Origin of the sequence: Streptococcus infantis (assembly GCF_047465035.1) — a bacterium.
GTDB lineage: Bacteria > Bacillota > Bacilli > Lactobacillales > Streptococcaceae > Streptococcus > Streptococcus infantis_T.
In genome coordinates this window covers 84,864-108,534 of the sequence record NZ_JASHAQ010000002.1, presented here as the reverse complement: position 1 = coordinate 108,534, position 23,671 = coordinate 84,864, and the positions used below count along the sequence as shown (strand labels likewise).

Below are 23,671 nucleotides of genomic sequence, written 5' to 3'. Positions count from 1 at the left end.
TGTTTCCCTCCAAAAAGAAGTCTAAGCATTAAATCTCAGACTTCTATATCATTATTTGATCAATTCATAGATAGCTTCAGCGTAGATGGCTGCTGCACGGAAGAGATCATCCAAGGCAATAAATTCGTTGGCTTGGTGCATAGTATCGATAGAATCTGGGAACATAGCACCGTAAGCGACACCACGCTCTAACAAACGTCCAAATGTTCCACCACCGATGACTTGTTCGTGACCTTTAAGACCTGTTTGTTTTTCATAAACATTCAACAAGGTTTGAACGAGTGGGTCTTCCATTGGCACATAGTGAGGAGTGTGCCCATGTTCAGAAAGGCTAACTGAAGCAACAGGCAAGTTTTCAAGAACTGATTTGATTTGCTCTGGACTTGTTCCTTTTGGATAACGGAAGTTAAGGGCAATGGTATTGTCAGCACTTGTTTCATCAAAACGGAAGACACCAGCATTCATAGAAAGGGCACCCATCTTTTCATCCACATGAGCCACTTTCAAGTTTTTGCCTTCATGGTCATTCAAGAGAATCTTACCAGCAATGTCAAGGAAGTCTTTTGCAGGTCCTTCAAAAGCAAACTGGCTGAGGAAGAGAGCAAGGTAAGTTGCACCATTGACACCTGAAGCAGGCATAGCACCGTGAGCAGATTTACCGATAATCGTAACCTTGTACTTGCCGTTCTCTTCTTGAATTTCTCCTCTAAGCTTGTGCTCTGCAACAAAGGCATCTAGTTTCGCTTGCAAATCAGCCAAGTCACCTGAAACAACAGCTGTTGCTGATTCTGGCACCATATTTTCACGCAAACCACCTGTGAAGCTGTGAAGACGAGCTTCACCCTTGTTTTCACCAGCAAAGTGGAGGTATTCTGTGATATTTCCTTTTTCACCATTAATAATAGGGAATTCAGCATCTGGAGAGAAACCAAAGTCTGGCTTCGCAAGTCCTACATGCTCAAAGTAGTAGTCCATATCTGCCCAGCCTGATTCTTCGTCTGTTCCCACGATGAAGCGGACTTTCTTAGAAGTTGGAAGACCAAGCTCTTTGATGATTTTCAAACCATAGTAACAAGCAGTTGTAGGACCCTTGTCATCTGAAGCACCACGCGCATAGAGACGACCATCCTTGATGGTTGGAGTATAAGGATCAGTGTCCCATCCGCTACCTGCTGGCACCACGTCCATGTGGGCAAAGATACCGAGAACTTCTTCCCCTTCACCAAACTCAAAATGTCCTGCATAGTTATCAACATTTTTTGTTGGGTAACCATCACGGTCTGCGATTTCAAGGAATTTCTCCAAGGCTTTTACTGGTCCAGGACCAAAAGGATGCTGCGCATCAGCCTTACTGTCATCACGTTCTGAGTTGATTTTCAAAAGGCTAAACAAGTCAGCCAAGAGGTCTTCTTTACGTTTTTCTACTTCTGCTGTAAAATCAATAACTGTCATTTTTTCTTCCTATCTTTTTTCGATAATTTCATCTACTGGCAAGCGGTAGCTTGGTTCCAACTTCTCATCTGTGTATCCCACTGTAATCAAGAGCTCTGGACGGAAGCGTTCTTCGATTTCCAAGACTTCATTGACTTTTGATTTGTCAAAACCAAGGATAATGTTTGATCCGATTCCTTGGTCAGTCAAAGCAAGGACCAAGTTCATAGCAACAAGTCCAGCATTAAGAGCCAAGTAGTCACTAACTTGTTGGTCGCTGTAACGCGCAAACTCTGCTGGAAGATTTTTCATAAAGTACTGAAGTTGTTCTTCTGAGAAGTTCTTTGCTCCACCAACACGGGCAATCTTGCGAGCACGTTTGGCTAAGTCTGTATCTGTAAACAAGGCAATGGTTACAGGTGCAGACGCTACTTGCTCAAAGTTTGAACCGTAAGCTAATTTTGCTAGTTCAGCATTTTTCTCACGAACCACGACAAATTTCCAAGGCTGACTGTTGTGGGCACTTGGTGCCAAGGTTGCGATTTCAATAGCTGTACGAACATCCTTCGGATCGACAGGTTTATCAATAAAATGCTTGGTCGCATGACGTTTTTTATTTAACTCAAGAAATTTCATAATTGATTTCCTTTTCTATTTCTATTGCTTCCATTTTACCACATTCTGAAAGAGCTTGCAGAGATTTTTCATTGGTGAAACAAATTATCTTTTTCTTACTTGAGTTGTTTACTACAAAACTGGAAATTATAATATTTCTCTATCACTTCCATAAAAAATATATATTAGATATCTGATTGATTGTCTGGTAAGCTAGACACCATTATCTTATGAAAAAATTATTCTTATGATTAGCCATTAGTCCCTTGTTGGTCGCCTGTGGACAATCTAAACAAGAAAGTACTTCAACTTCCACTGCTAGTCCTAAAACCATTGTCGTAGCAACTGCCGGAGACATCCCACCTTTTGACTTTGAAAAAGATGGTAGCCTAACTGGATATGATGTTGAAGTTTTAAAAGCGGTCGATGAAAAACTGGATCAATACAAGATTGAATTTCAAAAAACAGCTTGGGAAAGTATCTTCCCTGGAGTGGATGCTGGCCGTTACCAAGCTGCTGCCAACAACTTGAGCTATACCAAAGAGAGAGCAGCCAAATACCTCTACTCCCTACCTATCGCTAAAAATCCTTTGGTGCTTGTAAGCAGAAAAGACAAAGCTCTTACTTCTCTGCAAGACATCGCTGGTAAAACAACCCAGGATGATACTGGAACTTCTACTGCCAAGGTTGTTGCGGACTGGAATCAAAGCCATTCAGACAATCCTGCTACCATCCAATACTCTGGTGAAGATGTCGCTAAACGTCTGACTGACCTCGCAAATGGCGAATTTGATTTCCTAATCTTTGATAAAATCTCTGTTCAAAAAATTATCCAAGACCGAGTTTTAGACTTGAACGTAGTTGACTTGGAAAGCAATGACAATCCAAACAATTACATCATCTTTTCAAGTGACCAAAAAGAATTTAAAGACCAATTTGACAAGGTTCTTAAAGAACTCTACCAAGATGGAACCCTTGAAAAACTCAGCAAAACCTATCTCGGTGGTTCTTACCTACCAGATCAATCTCAATTACAATAAGAAATATTAAAAGAGAGTGGGACAGAAATCGGTAATTCGTTAGAATTCGATTTCGTCGTCCCACCTCCGCACAGTTGAGTAGGGCTGTAAAAGCTGATGAAATCAGCGTAGTTGAGCCCACTCAACCACTGCGTCTTGCTCGACAATCCAACATCAAAAAGAGGCTAGGACTTTTGTCCCAGACTCTTTATTTAGTATCTGTTCATTAAAGCAACTCTTACAAAAAATCAAAATAATTCTTCACATCCTCCACATAGCCATGCTTTTCATTTAGGCTAGCAAGTAATTCCCTATTATGTCCTTGATAGTTGTCCTCACGTCGTAATTCTTCATACATTTCGATAAAAGGAAGACCTTTGGTCTTGGCTGATTCTAGCTCTGCTTCATAATCATAGGCAACCTTACGAAATTGGATATTGACCAATTCACCATTTTCAACCTCAAGTAAGGCATACTGGGCTCGGTGATTTTTCAGCCCTTCCCAATTAAAATAAGGCATACCAATCGAACCTGGATTGATGATTTGTTGACCTTGACTACCGTAACGTAGAAGTTGTTTATGGACATGCCCATAGACGGCTACATCATTAGTTTCATCAAGTAGCTGGTCAAATTTTTCGGTATTATTTTCAACCAGCAAATCACCACCATAATTTTTCTCAGGCAAATTATGAGAAAGAGAAAAGCGCAAGCCATCGACTTCTTTCTTGGCTACCATAGGTAGCTTTCTCAACCAATCAATATACTCTGGCTTTAGGTCCTCCATCAGATATTGGGTCATCCTGAGAAGCTGAATTTCTTGGGGATCCTCTAAACCATATTGTCCATCTAAAGCCTCTAAGACACAATCATCCCAGTTGCCTCGAACGGATGCTGCAATGGGAAGGTCTTTCAAAAGAGCCACCAAGTCATTTGCTCCCGGCCCAGGAAGAAAAATATCTCCCAAAAGCCAATATTCAGTCGCACCAAGATTTTTAGCATCCTCAAGCACTCCAGCTAAGGCCGTAGTGTTGCCGTGAATGTCTGATAAAATTGCAATCTTATGGTTCATTTTCTGCTCTTTCTTTATTGGATAGCATTCAGGATATCCAACTCACTCTTATTTTTCTTCATTATAGCATAAAATCGCTAAAAGATTTTCACATAGAAATATTATCACCAAGATTCTTTTAAAAATATGTCAAAAATAGTTGACATTATGTTCTTAAAAGAATATACTATAGTCAAATATATGTGACATAAACTAAAAAGGAGGAAGCATGAATCGCGTAAAAGAATTCCGCAAGGAACTGGGAAAGTCCCAACTCGAACTTGCCAAGGATATTGGTGTCTCGAGACAAACCATTAATATGATTGAAAACGACAAGTACAATCCAACTCTGGAACTCTGTCTCAATCTCGCCCGCAGCCTCCAAACTGACCTCAACAGTCTCTTTTGGGAGGATGATTTTTAAAAAGGAGAAGAAAAATGAAAAAAGAAACCTTCACTGAAAAGCTCATCAAACGCACTTACGGTATTTCTGATCCACTGGACGAATACAAACGGCGCGAAGCTGACCGCATCGGAAATAAAGTCTTTATGATTCTCTTTTATCTGATGATTTTCGGCAATCTTATTCCGCTTGTTCTGGCCTATCAATTTCCTCAACTAGTGGCTCTAGTCTATCCTCCTCTGATTTTAGTGATTGCCCTCATCGCTGCTGGCTATGTCACCTACCAAATGCAAAAAACTGGGATTACAACTATCGAACCAGATATGCTGACTGAGAAAGAAAGTAAGCAACTACATTACCCTGGTCTGAAAGCTGGGATAGTCTATGGATTAATGAGTTTTTTTTCAACCCCTCTTCTCCTTATACTGCTAGGTGAGAGTCAGGACTATCTTCAGTCTCTTCTCGCTTTTAAAAATATTTTTTCAAGTATCCTCCAGTCTGTCTTCTTTGGAGTGGTCATACAGATTATCATCTCCCGTCGCATTGCAAAAGCCAAGGAAGACCAGGATAAGGATTAGGAGGAAACTCATGAAAAAAGAAAAGAAGCAGTTACGTTATCCTGGTCTAAAAGCAGGTTCGATTTATGGAACAGTGATATTTTTTATAATTCCACTCATTGATACCCTAACAAGTGAAAATTCAAATTTTATCAGTTCTCTTCTAAATACAAAACATATTTTTAAAACTATACTGGGAGCTTTCTTTTTCGGAGTTATGATACATATTGTCGACTCACTTCGCATTGCAAGAGCTAAAAAAGAGCAAGATAAGGATTAGGAGAAAGCTTATGAAATCACTAGTAACTTTACTTACCTATCATCTTTTGTTTGCTTCACTGCTCATCTTCATCATCGTTTCAGGGAACTTGCCCATCTACGATACAGTCCTTGTTCTTGTCTTTGTTCCAGCACTCAACAAAGGACTGACTTATCTAAAGATAGATTCCCAAAAAACGCGCATACTCAACTTAGCACTATTCTTTATGATTCTATCCTTTCTATCCTTACCACAACTGACGGTTATTTCAAACGATTGGAAATATTATCTATTGCTAACTATCGCTATCCTTTCTTCTATTACTTATCTTTATTATCTCTATCAATTCGTAAAAGAAACAAAATAACATCGTTCATTTAGGAGAAATTACCCATGAAAAAAGAACCCCTCTATGAAAAACTAATCAAACGTATCTATGGCATTTCAGGGCCACTTGATGAACACAAACGGCGCGAAGCTGAGCACATCGGAAATAAAATCTTTATGATTCTCTTTTACCTCATGACTTTAGGCAATCTTATTCCCTTTGTCCTTGCTTTTAGATATCCCCAAGTAGTCGCTTTTGGATATCCAATCATTATCTTTCTAATTTCCATGGTTTGTGCTATCTATGTCACTAGTCAAACTACAAAAACTGGTATTGCTTCTATTGATCCTGACGTGTTGAACCAGAAAGAAAAGAAACAGTTACGTAATCCTGGTCTTAAAGCTGGTCTTGGCTATGGAATAGCCATGTTGTTTGGAATGCCACTTCTCAATATCCTAATGGATGATAGCAAAAACTATCTTACCGCTCTCTTGAATACAAGAAGTATCTTGTCAACCATCGTTGCAGCCTTCTTTTTCGGATTAACAGTGCATATTGTCATCACTCTTCGTATTCAAAAAGCTAGAGAAGATCAAGACGACGATTAGGAGGAAACTTATGAAATCACTACAAACTTTAATTCTCAGCCATATTTTGATCAGTATCTTTATGACAGTTTTCCTAGTTTATGGCCAAATTACGCGTCCTTTTCTAATCATCTTCCTCTTAGCCCTTCCTGTCTTGAACAAAGGACAAAGATTTCAGAAAATCACATCAAAAAAAATACGCCTCTTAAACGCATCTCTCTGCTTTATCCTCGTATCTTTCCCACAACTGTTAACGAATTCTATGGATTGGAGATATCTCCTATTTCTAACCATCTGTATCGTTTTTAGTCTAGTCTACTTCTATACTCTCTATCAACTCTTTAAAGAAGCTAATCAAAAACAAGGTTATTAAGAGGTCACTACCATGAAAAAAGAAGACTTAACCACTCGCTTAGTTCGAAATTTCTTTCATATACAAGGGCCTTTTGACGAATGCCGTCAAGAGGTCATCTATAAGGCTTGCGCCCGTTCCATGGTCCAAATCTTTTACTCTTCCTTCTTTCTCTTCCTGTTCTATCTTTTGTTTGGACGCTTTATAGAGATGGTTCGAATGGCTATGCCCTATCTCTACTTCTTGATGATTTTTACCCTCAGTCTCAAGGCAAGATATTCTACTAGAGGGCTTCACTTAGAAGATGATGATCAATCCGAGATTCCACAAATCACTTACAGCAAGCGTCAAATCAAGTTAAGAAGTTGGTTAGTTGGAACTAGCATCCCAACTCTCTACTTATTTATCCTATTTTCCAAAAAAGTACTTCTTGAAAATCACTCCATTACAGATTTCTTCTTGCAGTTTCTAGAACTCAAAATGATCGCATTTTTCCTATTAGTAGGACTCGGAGTAGGAACAATCTTCGGTACTATGACTTATTATTTTTTATCCGAACATGAAGAACAGTAGGAGAAAGCTTGGATTACAGTTTATAAGCTGATTGGCAAAAACCTCACTTTATTGCAAAATCCCAGTAAATGTTTTCATGATAAAACGCATAACATCAAGTTTTTTGAATTCCTGATATTATGCGTTTTTATGATTTTAAAGACAGTTTACCCCATTTCTTTTACAAAACAAAAAAGCCATCTTTACAGATGACTTTCTAGCAACCGAATCGGTGCTCACTTTTTCAAGTTTGTATACGGACAAAGCCTTATTTTAACTTTGCTGTGTTGTTTCGAATAGTTCCAACGAATTAATTGTACTATATTTTACAAAGATTATCAAGTAAAATGAGAAGCAAATTTCAAATATTACAAAAAAGTTCTTTTAAGCCCTAAAAATAGCTCTAACCCTCTTCTACTATCTTTCGAAACAACACAGCTCTAAAACAATTTGTTGATATGCCTACAGAGGGTAAAGGTTTTGGAACCATTCGAAACAACACAGCTCTAAAACTTTGCTCCAGCAATAACAGAAATGGTTGTTGTTTTGGAACCATTCGAAACAACACAGCTCTAAAACTGACGATTAGCAATCTCATTACGAGACATGGTTTTGGAACCATTCGAAACAACACAGCTCTAAAACTGAAGCCTTCCAGGAACTTTAATGTCGGATGTTTTGGAACCATTCGAAACAACACAGCTCTAAAACTACAGAAATTGACCACTAATGTCAGATACGGTTTTGGAACCATTCGAAACAACACAGCTCTAAAACCAACGATGACAGCTCTATCAAGTCATTTATGTTTTGGAACCATTCGAAACAACACAGCTCTAAAACTAACATATTCAAAGCGTTCTGTAGGATATGGTTTTGGAACCATTCGAAACAACACAGCTCTAAAACGCGTTATCAGCTTTGTAAATAACCATAGGCGTTTTGGAACCATTCGAAACAACACAGCTCTAAAACTACTTTCCCTTGTCTCAAAGTTAATCACATGTTTTGGAACCATTCGAAACAACACAGCTCTAAAACTAGGAGCGTTACTGCTCAAAGAGTAGTTAGGTTTTGGAACCATTCGAAACAACACAGCTCTAAAACATTTTTAAAGGAGAGACTATGCAAGAATCAGTTTTGGAACCATTCGAAACAACACAGCTCTAAAACCTGGGGCTGTTGGTGTATCTCCTACTTATGGTTTTGGAACCATTCGAAACAACACAGCTCTAAAACTTATCAATGGACCTTTTGAAAAGGTACTTTGTTTTGGAACCATTCGAAACAACACAGCTCTAAAACGTGATTGGTACAGATATGAAATTGAGTTAAGTTTTGGAACCATTCGAAACAACACAGCTCTAAAACGCGTCGTCCACTGCATCAGCAAGGTCTCCTGTTTTGGAACCATTCGAAACAACACAGCTCTAAAACTCTCAGAAGTAGTTATGGAAGAAGAAACACGTTTTGGAACCATTCGAAACAACACAGCTCTAAAACTGTATCGGCGAATAAGCAAGGGAATAAGTTGTTTTGGAACCATTCGAAACAACACAGCTCTAAAACAAGTAGTAAATTTCACTCTCTAAACCTAAAGTTTTGGAACCATTCGAAACAACACAGCTCTAAAACAAAAGTGTTCTCCCTAGTTCAAGATACTGCGTTTTGGAACCATTCGAAACAACACAGCTCTAAAACTGATTTCAGAAACTGTTAAAAGATACTCCTGTTTTGGAACCATTCGAAACAACACAGCTCTAAAACGCAATCGAAGACACTGATAGTCAGATTTCAGTTTTGGAACCATTCGAAACAACACAGCTCTAAAACTTTCCAAGCCGTCTGTCTCCCGTGTCTCCTGTTTTGGAACCATTCGAAACAACACAGCTCTAAAACGTCCAGATACTACAATAGACCCGTTACGCTGTTTTGGAACCATTCGAAACAACACAGCTCTAAAACAAGCGGTATCTTCCAACAGAGAAAATCAGGGTTTTGGAACCATTCGAAACAACACAGCTCTAAAACTACCCCGAACGCTCCCAGCCGTAAGCCTTGGTTTTGGAACCATTCGAAACAACACAGCTCTAAAACCCAAAAGAGGGCTTTAACTCTGATTTTAGCGTTTTGGAACCATTCGAAACAACACAGCTCTAAAACGACGGAAACAGCTTTATCAGAACCAACAACGTTTTGGAACCATTCGAAACAACACAGCTCTAAAACGCAAGTTTCTTTTATGAAACTTTCCTTTTTGTTTTGGAACCATTCGAAACAACACAGCTCTAAAACTAGCCAACGAGGTTATTCAAGGGTTTTGGGGTTTTGGAACCATTCGAAACAACACAGCTCTAAAACTGGCCTCTTTGATGGTTTTAAAACCACGGCGTTTTGGAACCATTCGAAACAACACAGCTCTAAAACACATTCTCTAAATAAGCGACAAGGCGCAAGGTTTTGGAACCATTCGAAACAACACAGCTCTAAAACGCGTATACCGTCCATGCTCGGGAAATATTCGTTTTGGAACCATTCGAAACAACACAGCTCTAAAACATGTTGCTGGCACTCATACCCCTCTGCGTAGTTTTGGAACCATTCGAAACAACACAGCTCTAAAACTATATTCTCAACTGCTGGGCGGTTGTGACAGTTTTGGAACCATTCGAAACAACACAGCTCTAAAACGCGCAGGAAGTGCCAAACTACCCAGCGCAAGTTTTGGAACCATTCGAAACAACACAGCTCTAAAACCTCGTAGAAAAATTTTTCTCACGAAATTTCGTAATCGCGCTATTCGTCCCAGCCAGACTCCAGATCGTCAGGTTCCAATTATTACTCTTATTATAGCATATTTTCAGGGTTCAAGAAATAGTCTTGATCCAGCACATACTGCGGAAAATCATAGACTTTTCGAGGTTCCACAAATAAAACCCTTAGTTGATTGAGTTGGATATACTCTATCAGATTTGCTAACTCATCCTTTGATAGATAGGCTGTCGCATTGATGAAAACAAGGAGTTTCTTTTTGGAAAGATACTTAAAAACCTGGATAATTTCTAGCATCTTTTCAAAAGGAGTATCGCTCAGAGTTTCAACTTTGACTCCTAACGCATCAATCAACTCTAGAATGGTGATTTCATCGTACTCCAGGTCTAGTTCATTTTCCAAGCACTCAAATGCTAACAATTCTGTAATCGTAGCTACTAGCTTTTCAATCATGGATTTGACTTCTGGTTTGTCATTGAGCTGATTTTCAAGATCTGCATGTATCAGTTTAATCATAGCAGGTGAGTTGAGATTGTATCCTAAGACATCCGTTATCACTAGTAACTCGGACTCTTTCAGCGCTTTTAGATTTCTATCAAACAACTTCAACTCCCCATCATCAGTATATTGGTAGAACTGCTTGACGATAGTTGAAAAGGTAAACTGGTCTTCCAGCACTAAAAAGGCCGCATTTTCAATAGCTAATGGTTCATCCAATAGCGGAAAGTTAATCTTCATCACTAGGCTCCTCTCCCAGAAAGACCAAACGAGCGTCGGAGTTTGCTACGCTAGTATTTCGCTCACCATTTAAGTAAATCATGCGAGAAAACTGCTTTTCTGTGACGGTTAAGAGAGTGATGTTCCCTTTTTTAGGGTTATGAATCTTGAGTCGCTCAATCATAGCGTTATTAGCAGAGTTGTTGAGCAAGAGCTTGCTATAGATGGAGAATTGGTGCATGATAAATCCTTCATCTATGAGGAACTTCCTAAATTTCCGATAGGCCTTGCGTTCCTCGGCTGTATCAACGGGCATATCAAACATTAAAATCATACGCATATATCGATAACTCATATCCTAAACTCAGGAACTCCTTTCTCCGGTTGATTGAGCGCTTGAATGACTTTCTTAGTATAGTCGCTGACGATATTAGACAGGTACATATCTTTACCATTGTAGTGAAAGGTATCTGAGAAAATAGTAAAAAGTTCTCGCTTGATTTTGACAAAAGAACTGCTTCGATTTTCATAGACAATCCTGTCAATAATGGGACGGAAAGGTTCCATAATATCGCTAGCTAGGTTGAATTGATTGAACTGATTGGCATGTTTCAATCCAAATTGGGTCATGCAGCCAGACAATACAATCTCACGCGCAAACATACTCAAAATCAAGGTGTAGCCGTAGTCCAAGGCAGCATTGACATCATTGTCTTGCTCACGACTAAAATCATTCCCAAACAAGGTGTTGAAATAAATCCGTGCTGCGTGTCCCTCACGATTGCTTGGGTCAAATAGATCTAAACCATGATATAGATCAATGACGGACTGGCTCTTCTCCAGAAAACCACAACTCCCCAAATAAAAAGCCTGATTGAGAATTTTTTGTGCAATAATGGTGGTCCAAACTTGTGCCTTAGTATCCTCATCCCAAGCGATTTGTCGGGAGAGTTGCAAACTGGAGTCATGCCGACCGTAGTAGGGCATTAAGTATGCAGTTGGCAAGCGTTTATCATCACAAAAGATGACCAGAATATTTTCATCCACCAAGCGTTTAATTAGCATAGTGGAGAGAACGATGTCTGTCGTCTCCAAAAGTAGGATGTCCACCTCGGACAGGTGAATCAACTCTGTCCGAGAGGCATCTTTAAAAATCAAGTGGTTATTCTTGTAGGATAGTTTAGAGTGCGTATTGACAACAACGGTTCTCCATCCCATTAGTCTTCTCCTAGTTTTCTTAAGTCAATCCGAGTCTCGTAGAGACCAGTGATGGATTGGTAGATGAGGGTGGCGTTGAGGAGTGATGAAGGTGTATAGTCTCTGTATCGTGGAATTTTTACTCCTAAGAACTCAAAGTCAGAAGCACTCCCTTGCGATGTCAACTCGAATAATCCAGAATTCTTACTATTTTCTGGACCGATGAAACTGAAACACAATTGTTTGATATCAACTGTTTCCCAATCTGTAAATGCTTGACGGATTTTCTCTCCATTTTTCAGCGCCCCAACGTACTTTTCGTTAAAATCGAGTACATATTCTAAAAGTTTAGCAAACTCATCCCTATGTTTCTCAACATACTCTAGGTGCTCTGGTTCGAGTGTTTTATTAATATTCTTAGCATGATACAAAAGAGTTGTATACTTTGCAGGTAGGACTAGTTCATTTCCTTTATGAATTTCTCCTCGTTTATTATTTGTCGATAGAATACTTGCTAGTCTTCGCCTTGTACCATCAGGAAACTCAAATAAACTATATTTAGGTAAAGTAATAGTTAATAGAATTTCTGTGTATCCTTTTTTAAGAAGATAAATTTCTTTGTTCTTTTCAAAATTTATTTTATCTAAAATAGAGATACCTTGAAACTCAAGAATTGTCTTCTGTTGTTTTTTCGCTCCTTTCTCAATAATCGCTTTAACCAATACTGCGTATGAATTAGAAATACCAGCATATCCACCATATTTTCGTGGATCAAGCCCTTGTTTAATGGGAACTAGATTTTCTTTACTATCTTCTGATGGTTTAGGAGATGGATTCGAATTAAACAGCCCCTTAGGTTTACCTCTGTCTAAACCATGTGTCTGAACTTCTGTTTTCTTCACAATATTAACTTGTGGAAGAGAAAGCACTTTTTTCACTATTGCGAAATCTTTTTCTTTATTCCAAGCGATTTCTCCCGTATCCTTGGAGTACTCGATATTCTCCCTTTTTACGATAGTTCCGTCTGCGTAATGCACTTCTTCTTTGAAGAAGTTTAACAAATTTGAGTAGAAGAAATACTTTTCTGTTGCTTTTTCAATTTCTTTAGGATCTTTACTTCTTGAGATGTATCTCTTAAGATCATGTTTTTGATAGTCACCATAGACAAATTCAGGCTCTAGTTTAGGATATTTCTTAAGGATAGCCTTAGCTACTACTGCATTTAAATAGGCATCATGCGCATGGTGGTAGTCATTGATTTCCCTTACCTTATATAGTCGGAATTCTTTACGGAAGTTAGAAACTAGATTGGATTTCAAAGTGATAATTTTGACAGTACGGATTTTCTGGTTCTTCTCATTCACTTTTGTATTGAAGCGGGCATCCAAAATCTGTGCAACATGTTTTGTGATTTGTCGTGTTTCAACTAGTTGGCGTTTGATGAAGGTAACTTTATCACGTTCATCCAGCCCACCGCGTTCAGCCTTGGTTAAATTATTAAACTTACGTTCTGAGATCAATTTAGAATCCAATAATTGTTGCCAAAAAGCTTTTCTTTTTTGAACAACTTCTAAACTTGGAACGTTGTCAGTTTTACCACGATTCTCCTTTGAACTAGTTAAGACACGGTTATCAAGAGAGTCATCCTTTATAAAGGCTTGAGGGATGATATGATCAATGTCATAATCCTCAAGTCTATCAATGTCCAGCTCTTCATCAAGATACATGTCTCGACCATTTTGGAGATAATAAAGGAAGAGTTTATCATCACGTAAGGCAGTGTTATCTGTCGGATGTTGTTTTAGAATTTTGGAGTTAAGTCCAGTTGCTAAGATTTTCAATGAATCTTCAATACGTTTATATCTTTGTCGGGAATTCTTTTTCCCTCTGGCAGTTGTCTGATTTTCTCGTGCCATCTCAATCACAATGGACTCTGGATCATGACCCATGACATTTACAAGTTCATCAACAATCTTGATACTTTGTAAAATCCCCTTTTTAATAGCTGGGCTTCCTGGAAGTTCTTGGACAACTTGCTTCACATCGTCTGTCTTGCCAACTACTTGCGCTTTTTGAATAATTTCTTTGAAAGAAAGTCTGTCATCATTGATTAACTGCATAAAGTTACGATTGTTGTAATCGTCATCGATCAGATAATCAAGAATCGTTTTGCCAGTTTCTTTATCGCAGATACCGTTAATCAACTTAGCAGAGAGTTTTCCCCAACCAGTATAATGTCGACGAGTTAGTGCCTTGATTACTTTTTCATCAAAGAGAGAGTCATACTGAGCAAGACGTTGCTTAATCATCTCACGATCTTCAAAGATAGTTAGCGTGTGGACGATATTTTCAAGAATTGCTTGATTTTTAGCATCATCCATAAACTCTTTATCCTTGATAATTTTGAGTAAATCATGGTAAGTAGAAAGACTAGCGTTAAATTGTTTTTCAATTCCTTTTAGTTCGATTCCATCGTAGCCATCAACATTGTGTAGATAATGAATGATATCTTTTTCAGTTACTTTTCTTTTATCCTCGGCCTTAAAAAGAGTATAAAAAATATCTTTCTTTTGCTTTTTGTCTAAAAACTGATACCTTGTTAAACCTTCTGCAATAAATTTTACTTTTGTTAATTCATTATAGACAGCAAATGTTTCATACAAGAGACTGTGCTTAGGCAAAACTTTTTCCTCTGGCAGATATAAGTCATAGTTAGTCATCTTATTGATGAAGGCTTCTGCAGAGCTTGCTTTATCAACAATTTCTTCAAAATTCCAAGGTCTTATTGCTTCTTTAGAATTTCGAGTAAGCCAAGCGAAATCACTATTTCCACTAGCCAATGGACCGACGTAATAAGGAATACGGAATGTCAAGATTTTCTCAATCTTTTCTCTGTTTTCCTTTAGAAATGGGTAGTGTTCTCCTTGACGACGAAGAATAGCATTCATCTCTTGAAGATAAATTTGATGAGGAATAGAACCATTATCAAAGGTTCGTTGTTTTATCAAAAAATCTTCGCGTTCAATTTTATCAAGGAAATAGTCTGCTCCTTCGAATTTAGAGAGAAGATTTTTGATATATTTGTAAAATGCTTCTTGTGTGGTCTTGCCATCGATATATCCAGCATAGCCATCTTTAGAATCATCAGAAAAAACTTCATCATATTTTTCTTGAAGATTGTTTTTGACGAATTGTTTTAAAGCTGCCAAATCTTTTTGGTGATTTTCATAGCGTTCAATCATAGACGCCGATAGTGGAGCCTTGGTTGAAGGATCTGTAACAGTTAAGATTCCTGATAAAAGAATGGCATCATAGAGTTTTTTTGCAACTACAAAGAGATCTGCAAAATCATCATCAATTTGTCCGAGCAAATTTTCTAAATCCTCATCATAGGTATCTTTAGAGAATTGTAGTGGAGATTTTTCTTCTAGTTCAAAATGTTTTTTGAAATCAGCTTGATTCCCTACAATCAGCTTGAGAAATTCTGAAAACAAACCAGTAGACTTTTCGTCAGGAAATAGTTTTAGAACGCGTTCTCTCTTTGCAGATTTACTAATTTTATCTGTAAGAATTGCTTCTACTTGTACATTTTGCTCACTAAGTGAACTTTCTTCAAAGATGTTATCGTAAATGCTTATAAATTCGTTAAAAATTTTTTGGATATCATTGTTTTTAATATCAAATGTATCTTCGTATAAAAAATGCCCGCGATATTTAATCATATGAGCTAATGCCAGATAAATCAAGCGTAAATCAGCTTTTTCCTTTGAATCTGCTAACTGTTTTCTCAAATGATAAATAGTTGGAAATTGCTTGTGATATTCTTTTTCTTCTGCTAAGGTAGCAAAAATAGGATATTTACTTTCTCTTTTATCCTCAGGAACTAAAAAGGAGTCGTCTAAGCGATGAAAGAAACTACTATCCACCTTGCTCATTTCCTCAGAAAAGATTTCTTGAAGATAGCGAAGGCGATTTTTACGACGAGTATAGCGACGACGTGCAGTTCGTTTAAGACGTCTAGCCTCAGCAGTAGTTCCCTCATCAAATAATAAAGCTCCAATTAGATTTTTCTTGATAAATCGTTTATCGGTATTGCCCAGAACTTTCATCTTTTTCGATGGAACCTTATAGTCATCCGTAATGACGGCAAATCCGACGCTGTTAGTTCCAATATCAAGTCCGATAGAGTAATTTTTTGAATTCATATATTGATAATCCTCCTATAAAAAATTTTTATTATATTTACAAAATTAAAAATTATTTTTTAACTACAAAATTGATTTATTATCATCTAAACTCATCTTGTAATCTTTAAAAATATCTTTATTAGATACCCCTTAAAATATAACTATAATTATACTACTAATTTTAAAGATTTCAACAAAAATAATGATTTATTAGTAAAAATTTGTTAAAATCAGTAAGGATGTTATATTTTAGTTTTAGAGCTGTGTTGTTTCGAATGGTTCCAAACGCTTTTTAAACTAGATATATATAACCCCCTAACACTTCTCAGTGCTAGGGGCTTTTTTAGTTCCTTAAATACCGCATATATTCTACTAATACATAGACAAGGATTGTTAAACAAATGATCGTTTCCAGCCAAACGAGGAGGTTAAGGACTGGAAACTGCAGAATGCCTTGGGCCATTTTCAATGAAGTTGCTGTGATGATAGTTGGGAAGGTTAGGGCTGAAAAAGCTGGTTGAAATCCCTGTTTTAAAATATTTGGCAAGCGACTGAGGACAAAGAAAAAGAAAGTTTGTGAAGCAAGAATCATGACTAGCAAAATCCAGACATGAAGAGCTGAACCTCCGATCCGAACGAGTGCTGCTAACAGTAGAGAAAAGGGAGCACAATAGATTCCTTCTTGCCCCAGTAAAGCCCGTGGCAATGGATTACTTTTCAAATCTTGATAAATCAGAGGATAAAGGAAAAGGGTTAAGGTAAAGCCAAAAATCCAAGCACCATAGGCAATCTCGACTATGCCCACCACTGGGTAGGTCAAGCTTGCTACTGCTATTCCCACATAAAGAACTGTCCAACTTGGCGTTGCGCTCGTTCTTGGTTTAGTCTGCACATAATTTTTAGTGAAGTAGATGATTAAACCTACATCCAGTAGAAAGGCAAACCACCAAAGAGCTTGCACTATGATACTCATACTCGCAGGTAAGATTCGCAGTAAGTAGGTTGATAAAATCATCCCTGCCATGGGAAAAGTCGCCATTCCCGATAATAGAGGAGCTTTCTTAAGTTCTTGCTGGATTTCTTGCCAATCACTAAGATGACTGTATAAAAAATAAAACCATAAAATCAAGCCTGACAAACTAAAGATGTGCGATAATAGTGGAAAAATATCCAGGATGAGATTGCCTGCTCCAGCCAATCCCAATAAACACCCTGAAAAGGCCAAGGGGAGTTTTTTCATATGAACCTCCAATAGTCATGTTATTATCAGTATAGCATAAAAGCGCTTAAATGAAGTATTAAAAAACGAAGTTTAAAAAGATAAACCTCGTTTTTATTTTCTTTATTTTTAGTTTGTCGCTAAAATATGTCGCAATTGCACAGCACTAGGAGAAACAATTGGCAAAAATGCGCCTTCATTCCAACGACGTATGAAACCGGATGTCGATTTACTAAAGTATCCTCTACCGCCACCAGCTTGTAGTTCTAATAAGAGACTTTGGGCAACAACATCAACAATATCAATCCGTAACTGGAATAGCTCACGCGGATTTTTAACGAAATAGGACTCTTCAGATAGTCCTTGATAGAGAGAATGCCGAATATCATCTAACTGTTCGACCTGATGTTGCCACTCTTCCTTCAAGACACCTCGTTTCCCCAATTCTTTTTCGACTTCTGAGAGTGAACGTTCAGCCAAACCAAAAGCTAGGCCAAATTGGTAGCCTAAAAAAGCTGGACGATTTTGCGCTAAAAATTGATGAGCATCCTTGGATAGAATCCACTCTTCCTTTAAAGGAACCTTGTTGAAAGTCAGAGCTGCCGTATTTCCTCCTTGGAGAGAGACAAATTCCAAATCTTCGGAACGACTAAAGTTTTCTGCGTCCGATGGTACGGCTACTACATAACTTGTACTCGGATCATCTGCAAATCCTGCTACAAAAATAGTAAGGAAGCGATCCCTACGAGCATTGGTTACCCAAGGAAGTCGTCCTTTAAGATAATAATTTCCCTTTTCTTCAAGGATACGAACATTTAGTTCCTCTAAGTCAGATAGATACTTGACCGCATTAGACAAAGCCGTAGCACCTGCATATTCTCCTGATAAGAGTTTTTCCAAGTAAACTTCTTTGAAATAAGCATTATCAGTATGAAGAATATTGTCTATTAAAGTTCGTTGCCCCCATGAGATAAAGGAAGCTGTTAAGGAATGTTGAGCGAGTTCTGAAAGGATATCGATAACATCTTGATCACTTCCACCTAGCCCTCCAAGAACTTTTGGTACTCCTACACGAAAGGCACCTTCTGCAGCAATTTTCTCAATCAGCTTTTCTCCAGCTTGACATGATTTTTTGTCAATTTCATCAGCATGCTGGTCTAACCAGCTTAAAAATTCTTCTGAAAAAAATCCCATACTCTGCCCTCCTCTTATGCATAAGGTTGTAATTCTGGATTAATCGGTGTGTTAGCTAGGTTGTTGGCATAGTTACACAGACTTGCTAGACTGACACCGAGAACAACATCCAAGGCATTTTCTTGTGTATAGCCTGCTTCAAGAAATTCTCCAAGAGCTTCATCTCCTACGCGCCCTTTGGTATTGATAACTGCCAAGGTAAACTTAGCTAGGGTATCCAGCTTAGGATCGCTTTCGATTGGAGTACGATTGCGAAGGGCTTGAAGTAGGTCATCGTTCATCTGGATTTGCTTGATAGAAAAGGCTGTGTGACCAGCGACGCAAAATGCACAACCGTTGGTTACAGCTGCAGTGATTTGTACCACTTCTCGTTCTACAGGTGTTAGACTATTGCGACGGTTAATAGCTCCAACAGTGCGATAAGCCTCTAGGGCTGTAGGGGCATTGGCCAAAAGACCGATAAGATTTGGGATATAACCATTGTTGTCCTTTTGTACCGTTTCAAGAACTTCTTTCACTTCTGCTGGCGCTGATTCTACTGTGTGGATAGTAAATGTTGTCATAAGAGAACCTCTTTTTCTTTCGTTGACAATAAGTCTAACACAGAATCTATACCTTGCATAATATATATTTTAAATTGCACTGATAAAAAATTTTTATGAAAACAAAAAAATCACACCAGATGTGTGGTCATAACGGTTAATTTATCTGATGCTTGTTGCTTAAAACTAAGATGGACTCTACTAGCAAGCAGAATATAGGCAGGCTAAAGCCAGTAAATACACCAAAATATTCTGTGATAGAACTCATTAGAAAAACAGAGGCAGAAAAGGCCAAGGTAGAGACAACTTCAATAACGGAGTAAACATTTACAAGTTCCTTCTCATCAACCGATTCCTGTAATAATACACTCTCAGGGACTTCCTTGATTTGAGATAGAAAACCAATTACTAGAGATAGGAGTAAGAAAATAGGTAGATTTGGAAATAGCAATATCAAGAGTGTTACTAGTGCTGTCGTTATTAAAGAAAAGGTCATAGTCTGATATTTATAGGTAACAACTTTCTCGGCTAGACGGAAGATAATAGCTCCTCCCAAGATAATCCCCAAGGAATAAGCTGTATTGACATAACCCCAATAGCTTTCTGACTGATGTAAAATTTCAGTCACAAAAACAAGTAAAACAGAAGATACCCAGATAGCATTAGCTAGAATTTCTAAGAGATTAGCCTGGACAATAAAGCGTAATCTTGATTCTTTAACCACCAGCCGCCAACCTTTTGTGAGCGTCTCAAAACTCGTTTCAGAGGACAACTCTTCTTTTTCTACTAGTGGCAAACCGAACATCAAAATCGTAGAAAGTGTAAACAAGGATAACACAATGAGCAGGCTAGGCTTCATTCCCAGACTCGCAAATAAGAAGCCTCCTAAACCCCAACCAACGAGTTGTACACTTTCACCACTCATTGAGATGGCTGCATTCGCTTTAGCTAAATCACTTGCATATCGTGGAACAATCGCATAGGAAACAGGCGCTGCAAAACCATCCAAAACGGAGATTAAGGTAACAATAGCATATAAAAGAGGGAGGGAAATAGTTTCAGATTGCTTGAGTAGAAAAAACAAAATCGCTAGCAGAGTCGTCTTACCCAATTGAGTCAAGAAAAGAACACGATTTAAAGCGAATCTCTTCGTTACTAATGGAACTAAGAAACTAGCTAAAAAGGAGGATAGACCTATCAGAATTGGCACTAGGGAGGTTGAAATGACCGAACCAGATAAGACAAACACATTTGCAATCACAATGACTCTAAAAAAGACATCTGCTAGATTCGCTAGTCCCTGTGAAATCACTAATTTTCGAATATCTTTTGACATAAACACCTCCAGTTTATTTTTATTTCGCACTTAGATGAAACAAGACATATCAGACCAAAAACACATTTATGTTGACTATTATACAATAAATAAAAGTGCAAATAAAGGATATCATTAAAGAGGTACTATTGAATTTCATTCATCTTATGACAGAATACTCTTCGAAAATCTCTTCAAACCGCGTCAACGTCGCCTTGCCGTATATATGTGACTGACTTCATCAGTTTCATCTGCAACCTCAAAACAGTGTTTTGAGCTGACTTCGTCAGTTCTATCTACAACCTCAAAGCAGTGCTTTGAGCAACCTGCGGCTAGTTTCCTAGTTTGCTCTTTGATTTTCATTGAGTATAAAACAAAAGACTAGCCCTAGTAGTGAAAAAACTAGCATCTCACAAACAGATGCTAGTCTTATCTATAAATGGTAATATCAATCTTACATTATTTATCAAAATACTTCTTAGTCTCAGCAATAACAACTGGCGACAAGGCTAAGAGTGCAATCAAGTTTGGCAGTGCCATGAGGGCATTGACAATATCTGCGATAATCCAGACCATATCCAACTCAATAAATCCTCCCAGCAAGACCATGAGCACAAAAACCACACGGTAGAGCCAGATGAAGCGAACCCCAAAGAGAAACTCAAAACAACGCTCTCCGTAGTAGTTCCAACCCAAAATCGTAGTAAAGGCAAAAAGTACCAAGAAGATTGTTAGAAGAGCAGGTCCAAAGAAAGAGAAGACTGTAGAAAAAGCTGACTGAGTCAAAGCAACACCATTCAAATCACCGCTCCAGACACCAGTCACCAAGATGGTCAAACCAGTCAATGTACAGATAATCAAGGTATCAATAAAGGTACCTGTCATGGAAATCAAACCTTGCTCCACCGGCTCATTTGTCTTGGCTGCCGCAGCCGCAATAGGAGCTGAACCCAAACCAGACTCATTAGAGAAGACACCACGCGCTACACCATTCTGGATAGCAGTTCGAATACTGGCTCCAGCAAATCCTCCTAGTGCAGCAACTGGACTAAAAGCTGATGTAAAGACCAAGGCCAAAGTTGCAGGGATTTTCTCAATATTAACAAAAATGACTGTCAAGGTTCCCAAGATGTAAACAATAGCCATAAAGGGAACAACTGTAGTTGACACCTTTGAAATGGACTTAAGTCCACCAAAGACTGCTATCCCTACGAAAATAGATAAAACAAGTGCAGTAATTGTCGGATCAATACTAGCCGTATTTTGAACGGATTCTGTAATGGAATTAACCTGGGTAAAAGTACCAATCCCTAAAAGTGCAACCAATACTCCAGCTATAGCAAAGAAGATTGCAAGAGGGCGCCACTTTTCTCCCATCCCTAGAAGGATATAGTGCATCGGTCCTCCTGCGATAGCGCCATTTTCATCCTTACTCCGATATTTGATAGCAAGTAGTCCTTCTGCATATTTGGTTGCCATTCCAAAGAAAGCAGCCACCCACATCCAAAAAAGAGCACCTGGTCCACCAACCTTGATGGCTGTTGCCACCCCGATGATATTTCCCGTACCAACAGTTGCTGCTAGGGCTGTACAAAGAGCGGCAAAACTAGATACATCTCCTTGTCCCTTGTCTTTGGTAAAAATAAGCTGGAAGGCCTTAGGGAGACGCAAAATTTGTAAAAGTCCTAAACGAAGAGTCAAGTAAATCCCTGTACCAACCAATAAGATCAAAAGGGGTGGTCCCCATACAAAAGCGTCTATTTCTTTTAGCAAATTTAACATGCATTTCTCCTATCTAATCAACCCCAAAAGAAAGAGTACATGCTAGAAACATGTACTCTGGAATGCATCGATAAATGCCAAAAAGCGCTCTATCATTGCTCTGTCCTTTTACCTGAGAGTTTGAGCAGTTGCCTGCCTTGCCCCTTCGGTGCCTTTACGGTCTCTCCAGAGTTCCGTCCATTTACAGTCATGAAAAATCAAACGATTTTCCACTTCTATTAAACTTCATTCGGTGTTGTATTTAATTTTTATTTATTTTACAAGAAAAAACTGTCCTTGTCAATTGTTTTCAGAGAATTTTATTATACTTTTCATGATTTTTGCTTTACTGAAAGTTCTATAATGAAGTTAGCCATCCAGCCCTCCTAAAAATTAGATGCTTCAACTAGCTTATAGCTAGTACTCGATTTCATTTGATAAGCGGCTTGATGATGTTAGGCTGGTGTCCAAGGCTAAGACTAGCCTTGCTTTAGCTGACAAAACAGCTTCAGGGGCTCCTCTTGTCACATGAAATCTCTTATAGGCATAAAAAAACAGCTCTGTGTTATACTTGTTGTTCAACCACAAACACAAGAAAGGCACAGAGATTCAGAACCATTATACTACAAAAGCCAAACATTTGACAATCGATAGCCGTCGGTTAATCGAACGATGGAAAAAAAGGGAAATCAAATAGAGAAATTGCCCCTCTACTTGGAAAAACTCCTCAAACTATCCATACTGAAATCAAGCGTGGGACAGTCCTACAATGTGTTGGAATAGGGCGCTTCTAAAAGGTTTATTCTGCCGACTATGCTCAATAGTCTTATGAAAGTGCTGGCATTAAAATATCCTCACACATCACGCAAGGAAATCGATATATCAAGCAAGCTTTGACTATGTCGGGATTGATTGCAGCAAATTCTAAGGATCCAGGCTTTTCTTCTTTTTACAATCGAATTTCCCAAATAGGAAGCAAGATGAAAGCCATCATTACTTGCGCCCATAAGATTCTCATACTCTTCGAAAATCTCTTCAAACTGCGTCAACGTCGCCTTGCCGTATATATGTTACTGACTTCGTCAGTTTCATCTGCAACCTCAAAACAGCGTTTTGAGCTGACTTCGTCAGTTTCATCTGCAACCTCAAAACAGTGTTTTGAGCTGACTTCGTCAGTTCTATCTACAACCTCAAAGCAGTGCTTTGAGCAACCTGCGGCTAGTTTCCTACTTTGCTCTTTGATTTTCATTGAGTATCAGAATCATTTCTCCACCAAACAGACTTATCAAACAGAAAAGGCGCTAGGACTGAGGAAACAGTTCTAACGCCCAAACTAAAAAAATTTCAATCACAGTATAGCACAGGAAGTGATTTTTTGCGCTTTTTACTGTTTTTTTCAAATAAAATACTAAATTATTTTTAAAAATCAACTTGTGATAATTGCCTTCAAATAAACATTCTGAATTTTCTTTGTCTTTCTTTACATTTCTAAAATGCCGATTGCAGGGATCGAACCTGTGACCTTCGCGTTACGAGTGCGGTGCTCTACCAACTGAGCTAAATCGGCGATTCCACTTATAGTATAGCACTATAAGGACGGATGTCAAGGGATT

Annotated in this window: 21 protein-coding genes, 1 tRNA gene, 1 pseudogene, 1 CRISPR repeat array and 1 riboswitch; of the genes and pseudogenes, 10 read left to right on the top strand and 13 right to left on the bottom strand. The window is 38.4% G+C overall.

What is annotated here, in order from left to right; all coding sequences use genetic code 11:
- Window positions 1–51 precede the first annotated feature (51 nt).
- The gene (pepV, locus tag QM406_RS01390; RefSeq protein WP_414273197.1) at window positions 52–1,452 is read right to left on the bottom strand and encodes a dipeptidase PepV; all 1,401 of its coding nucleotides are present in this window, start codon (window positions 1,450–1,452) and stop codon (window positions 52–54) included.
- Window positions 1,453–1,461: 9 nt separating this feature from the next.
- Window positions 1,462–2,067 (bottom strand): nitroreductase family protein, encoded by a 606-nt coding sequence (locus QM406_RS01385; RefSeq protein ID WP_414273196.1) that lies wholly within the window; start codon window positions 2,065–2,067, stop codon window positions 1,462–1,464.
- 236 nt (window positions 2,068–2,303) lie between these two features.
- Between QM406_RS01385 and QM406_RS01380 the strand changes: the two genes are divergently transcribed.
- A complete protein-coding gene (locus QM406_RS01380; RefSeq protein ID WP_248035735.1) occupies window positions 2,304–3,086 on the top strand; it encodes an amino acid ABC transporter substrate-binding protein in 783 nt (260 codons plus the stop codon).
- 217 nt (window positions 3,087–3,303) lie between these two features.
- Here QM406_RS01380 and QM406_RS01375 read toward each other — a convergent pair whose 3' ends face one another.
- Complete coding sequence (locus QM406_RS01375; RefSeq protein ID WP_414273195.1) at window positions 3,304–4,137, bottom strand: metallophosphoesterase family protein; 834 nt, start codon at window positions 4,135–4,137, stop codon at window positions 3,304–3,306.
- Window positions 4,138–4,345: 208 nt separating this feature from the next.
- Between QM406_RS01375 and QM406_RS01370 the strand changes: the two genes are divergently transcribed.
- The 7 genes from QM406_RS01370 to QM406_RS01340 are packed head-to-tail and all read left to right on the top strand — an operon-like array spanning window position 4,346 to window position 7,175.
- The gene (locus QM406_RS01370; protein ID WP_006152985.1) at window positions 4,346–4,540 is read left to right on the top strand and encodes a helix-turn-helix transcriptional regulator; all 195 of its coding nucleotides are present in this window, start codon (window positions 4,346–4,348) and stop codon (window positions 4,538–4,540) included.
- A gap of 14 nt (window positions 4,541–4,554) precedes the next feature.
- Window positions 4,555–5,097 carry a DUF3278 domain-containing protein gene (locus QM406_RS01365; protein ID WP_414273194.1) on the top strand — a complete coding sequence of 181 codons (543 nt, stop codon included), beginning with the start codon at window positions 4,555–4,557 and terminating at the stop codon, window positions 5,095–5,097.
- Between the two features lie 10 nt (window positions 5,098–5,107).
- Window positions 5,108–5,356: a hypothetical protein gene (locus tag QM406_RS01360; protein WP_248035645.1), complete on the top strand. Its 249-nt coding sequence runs from the start codon at window positions 5,108–5,110 to the stop codon at window positions 5,354–5,356.
- A gap of 10 nt (window positions 5,357–5,366) precedes the next feature.
- The gene (locus QM406_RS01355; RefSeq protein WP_248035642.1) at window positions 5,367–5,702 is read left to right on the top strand and encodes a hypothetical protein; all 336 of its coding nucleotides are present in this window, start codon (window positions 5,367–5,369) and stop codon (window positions 5,700–5,702) included.
- A gap of 26 nt (window positions 5,703–5,728) precedes the next feature.
- A complete protein-coding gene (locus tag QM406_RS01350) occupies window positions 5,729–6,271 on the top strand; it encodes a DUF3278 domain-containing protein (RefSeq protein WP_248035638.1) in 543 nt (180 codons plus the stop codon).
- A 10-nt stretch (window positions 6,272–6,281) separates the two neighbouring features.
- Complete coding sequence (locus QM406_RS01345) at window positions 6,282–6,623, top strand: hypothetical protein (protein WP_049508169.1); 342 nt, start codon at window positions 6,282–6,284, stop codon at window positions 6,621–6,623.
- A 12-nt stretch (window positions 6,624–6,635) separates the two neighbouring features.
- Window positions 6,636–7,175 (top strand): DUF3278 domain-containing protein, encoded by a 540-nt coding sequence (locus tag QM406_RS01340; protein ID WP_414273193.1) that lies wholly within the window; start codon window positions 6,636–6,638, stop codon window positions 7,173–7,175.
- 390 nt (window positions 7,176–7,565) lie between these two features.
- Window positions 7,566–9,911: direct repeats of the CRISPR family, unit length 36 nt; unit sequence GTTTTGGAACCATTCGAAACAACACAGCTCTAAAAC.
- Between the two features lie 90 nt (window positions 9,912–10,001).
- Here the strand turns inward: QM406_RS01340 and csn2 are convergent.
- The 9 genes from csn2 to QM406_RS01295 all read right to left on the bottom strand — a co-directional run bounded on the left by csn2 (window position 10,002) and on the right by QM406_RS01295 (window position 22,079).
- Entirely contained in the window at window positions 10,002–10,664 is a 663-nt protein-coding gene (csn2, locus tag QM406_RS01335; RefSeq protein WP_281334737.1) for a type II-A CRISPR-associated protein Csn2, read from the bottom strand.
- Window positions 10,654–10,998, bottom strand: coding sequence for a CRISPR-associated endonuclease Cas2 (gene cas2, locus QM406_RS01330; RefSeq protein ID WP_281334738.1), 345 nt, complete (start codon window positions 10,996–10,998; stop codon window positions 10,654–10,656). Before cas2 ends, csn2 begins: the two co-directional genes overlap by 11 nt.
- Window positions 10,995–11,861, bottom strand: a complete 867-nt coding sequence (cas1, locus tag QM406_RS01325; RefSeq protein ID WP_281334739.1) for a type II CRISPR-associated endonuclease Cas1 — start codon at window positions 11,859–11,861, stop codon at window positions 10,995–10,997. The genes cas2 and cas1 overlap by 4 nt, the downstream gene beginning before the upstream one ends.
- Window positions 11,861–16,045, bottom strand: coding sequence for a type II CRISPR RNA-guided endonuclease Cas9 (cas9, locus tag QM406_RS01320; protein ID WP_414273192.1), 4,185 nt, complete (start codon window positions 16,043–16,045; stop codon window positions 11,861–11,863). Before cas9 ends, cas1 begins: the two co-directional genes overlap by 1 nt.
- A gap of 325 nt (window positions 16,046–16,370) precedes the next feature.
- Window positions 16,371–17,267, bottom strand: coding sequence for a TDT family transporter (locus QM406_RS01315; protein WP_075232154.1), 897 nt, complete (start codon window positions 17,265–17,267; stop codon window positions 16,371–16,373).
- Window positions 17,268–17,375: 108 nt separating this feature from the next.
- Window positions 17,376–18,440: an acyl-CoA dehydrogenase family protein gene (locus tag QM406_RS01310; protein ID WP_414273191.1), complete on the bottom strand. Its 1,065-nt coding sequence runs from the start codon at window positions 18,438–18,440 to the stop codon at window positions 17,376–17,378.
- A gap of 14 nt (window positions 18,441–18,454) precedes the next feature.
- Entirely contained in the window at window positions 18,455–19,003 is a 549-nt protein-coding gene (locus tag QM406_RS01305) for a carboxymuconolactone decarboxylase family protein (protein ID WP_045763587.1), read from the bottom strand.
- Between the two features lie 136 nt (window positions 19,004–19,139).
- Window positions 19,140–20,318, bottom strand: coding sequence for a ryptide export MFS transporter (locus tag QM406_RS01300; RefSeq protein WP_414273190.1), 1,179 nt, complete (start codon window positions 20,316–20,318; stop codon window positions 19,140–19,142).
- A gap of 438 nt (window positions 20,319–20,756) precedes the next feature.
- A complete protein-coding gene (locus QM406_RS01295) occupies window positions 20,757–22,079 on the bottom strand; it encodes an alanine/glycine:cation symporter family protein (protein ID WP_414273189.1) in 1,323 nt (440 codons plus the stop codon).
- 90 nt (window positions 22,080–22,169) lie between these two features.
- Window positions 22,170–22,258, bottom strand: a riboswitch (glycine riboswitch).
- Window positions 22,259–22,665: 407 nt separating this feature from the next.
- Between QM406_RS01295 and QM406_RS01290 the strand changes: the two are divergent.
- Window positions 22,666–22,849: pseudogene (locus QM406_RS01290) on the top strand (helix-turn-helix domain-containing protein); the annotation flags it as partial.
- A gap of 108 nt (window positions 22,850–22,957) precedes the next feature.
- Window positions 22,958–23,383 (top strand): hypothetical protein, encoded by a 426-nt coding sequence (locus tag QM406_RS01285; RefSeq protein ID WP_414273188.1) that lies wholly within the window; start codon window positions 22,958–22,960, stop codon window positions 23,381–23,383.
- 169 nt (window positions 23,384–23,552) lie between these two features.
- On the opposite strand, the gene QM406_RS01280 is transcribed toward QM406_RS01285, so the two are convergent.
- Window positions 23,553–23,625: transfer RNA gene (locus tag QM406_RS01280), tRNA-Thr, on the bottom strand.
- Window positions 23,626–23,671: the final 46 nt, after the last annotated feature.

What these genes read in the sequence shown, in the direction of transcription:
- QM406_RS01340 (WP_414273193.1), top strand. Translation starts at nt 6,636, where the DNA reads ATGAAAAAAGAAGACTTAACCACTCGCTTAGTTCGAAATTTCTTTCAT.
- cas2 (WP_281334738.1), bottom strand. Translation starts at nt 10,998, where the DNA reads ATGAGTTATCGATATATGCGTATGATTTTAATGTTTGATATGCCCGTT.
- QM406_RS01305 (WP_045763587.1), bottom strand. Translation starts at nt 19,003, where the DNA reads ATGACAACATTTACTATCCACACAGTAGAATCAGCGCCAGCAGAAGTG.
- QM406_RS01345 (WP_049508169.1), top strand. Translation starts at nt 6,282, where the DNA reads ATGAAATCACTACAAACTTTAATTCTCAGCCATATTTTGATCAGTATC.
- QM406_RS01365 (WP_414273194.1), top strand. Translation starts at nt 4,555, where the DNA reads ATGAAAAAAGAAACCTTCACTGAAAAGCTCATCAAACGCACTTACGGT.
- QM406_RS01315 (WP_075232154.1), bottom strand. Translation starts at nt 17,267, where the DNA reads ATGAAAAAACTCCCCTTGGCCTTTTCAGGGTGTTTATTGGGATTGGCT.
- QM406_RS01310 (WP_414273191.1), bottom strand. Translation starts at nt 18,440, where the DNA reads ATGGGATTTTTTTCAGAAGAATTTTTAAGCTGGTTAGACCAGCATGCT.
- QM406_RS01350 (WP_248035638.1), top strand. Translation starts at nt 5,729, where the DNA reads ATGAAAAAAGAACCCCTCTATGAAAAACTAATCAAACGTATCTATGGC.
- QM406_RS01300 (WP_414273190.1), bottom strand. Translation starts at nt 20,318, where the DNA reads ATGTCAAAAGATATTCGAAAATTAGTGATTTCACAGGGACTAGCGAAT.
- QM406_RS01355 (WP_248035642.1), top strand. Translation starts at nt 5,367, where the DNA reads ATGAAATCACTAGTAACTTTACTTACCTATCATCTTTTGTTTGCTTCA.
- QM406_RS01295 (WP_414273189.1), bottom strand. Translation starts at nt 22,079, where the DNA reads ATGTTAAATTTGCTAAAAGAAATAGACGCTTTTGTATGGGGACCACCC.
- QM406_RS01360 (WP_248035645.1), top strand. Translation starts at nt 5,108, where the DNA reads ATGAAAAAAGAAAAGAAGCAGTTACGTTATCCTGGTCTAAAAGCAGGT.
- pepV (WP_414273197.1), bottom strand. Translation starts at nt 1,452, where the DNA reads ATGACAGTTATTGATTTTACAGCAGAAGTAGAAAAACGTAAAGAAGAC.
- QM406_RS01370 (WP_006152985.1), top strand. Translation starts at nt 4,346, where the DNA reads ATGAATCGCGTAAAAGAATTCCGCAAGGAACTGGGAAAGTCCCAACTC.
- cas1 (WP_281334739.1), bottom strand. Translation starts at nt 11,861, where the DNA reads ATGGGATGGAGAACCGTTGTTGTCAATACGCACTCTAAACTATCCTAC.
- cas9 (WP_414273192.1), bottom strand. Translation starts at nt 16,045, where the DNA reads ATGAATTCAAAAAATTACTCTATCGGACTTGATATTGGAACTAACAGC.
- QM406_RS01285 (WP_414273188.1), top strand. Translation starts at nt 22,958, where the DNA reads ATGTCGGGATTGATTGCAGCAAATTCTAAGGATCCAGGCTTTTCTTCT.
- QM406_RS01385 (WP_414273196.1), bottom strand. Translation starts at nt 2,067, where the DNA reads ATGAAATTTCTTGAGTTAAATAAAAAACGTCATGCGACCAAGCATTTT.
- QM406_RS01375 (WP_414273195.1), bottom strand. Translation starts at nt 4,137, where the DNA reads ATGAACCATAAGATTGCAATTTTATCAGACATTCACGGCAACACTACG.
- csn2 (WP_281334737.1), bottom strand. Translation starts at nt 10,664, where the DNA reads ATGAAGATTAACTTTCCGCTATTGGATGAACCATTAGCTATTGAAAAT.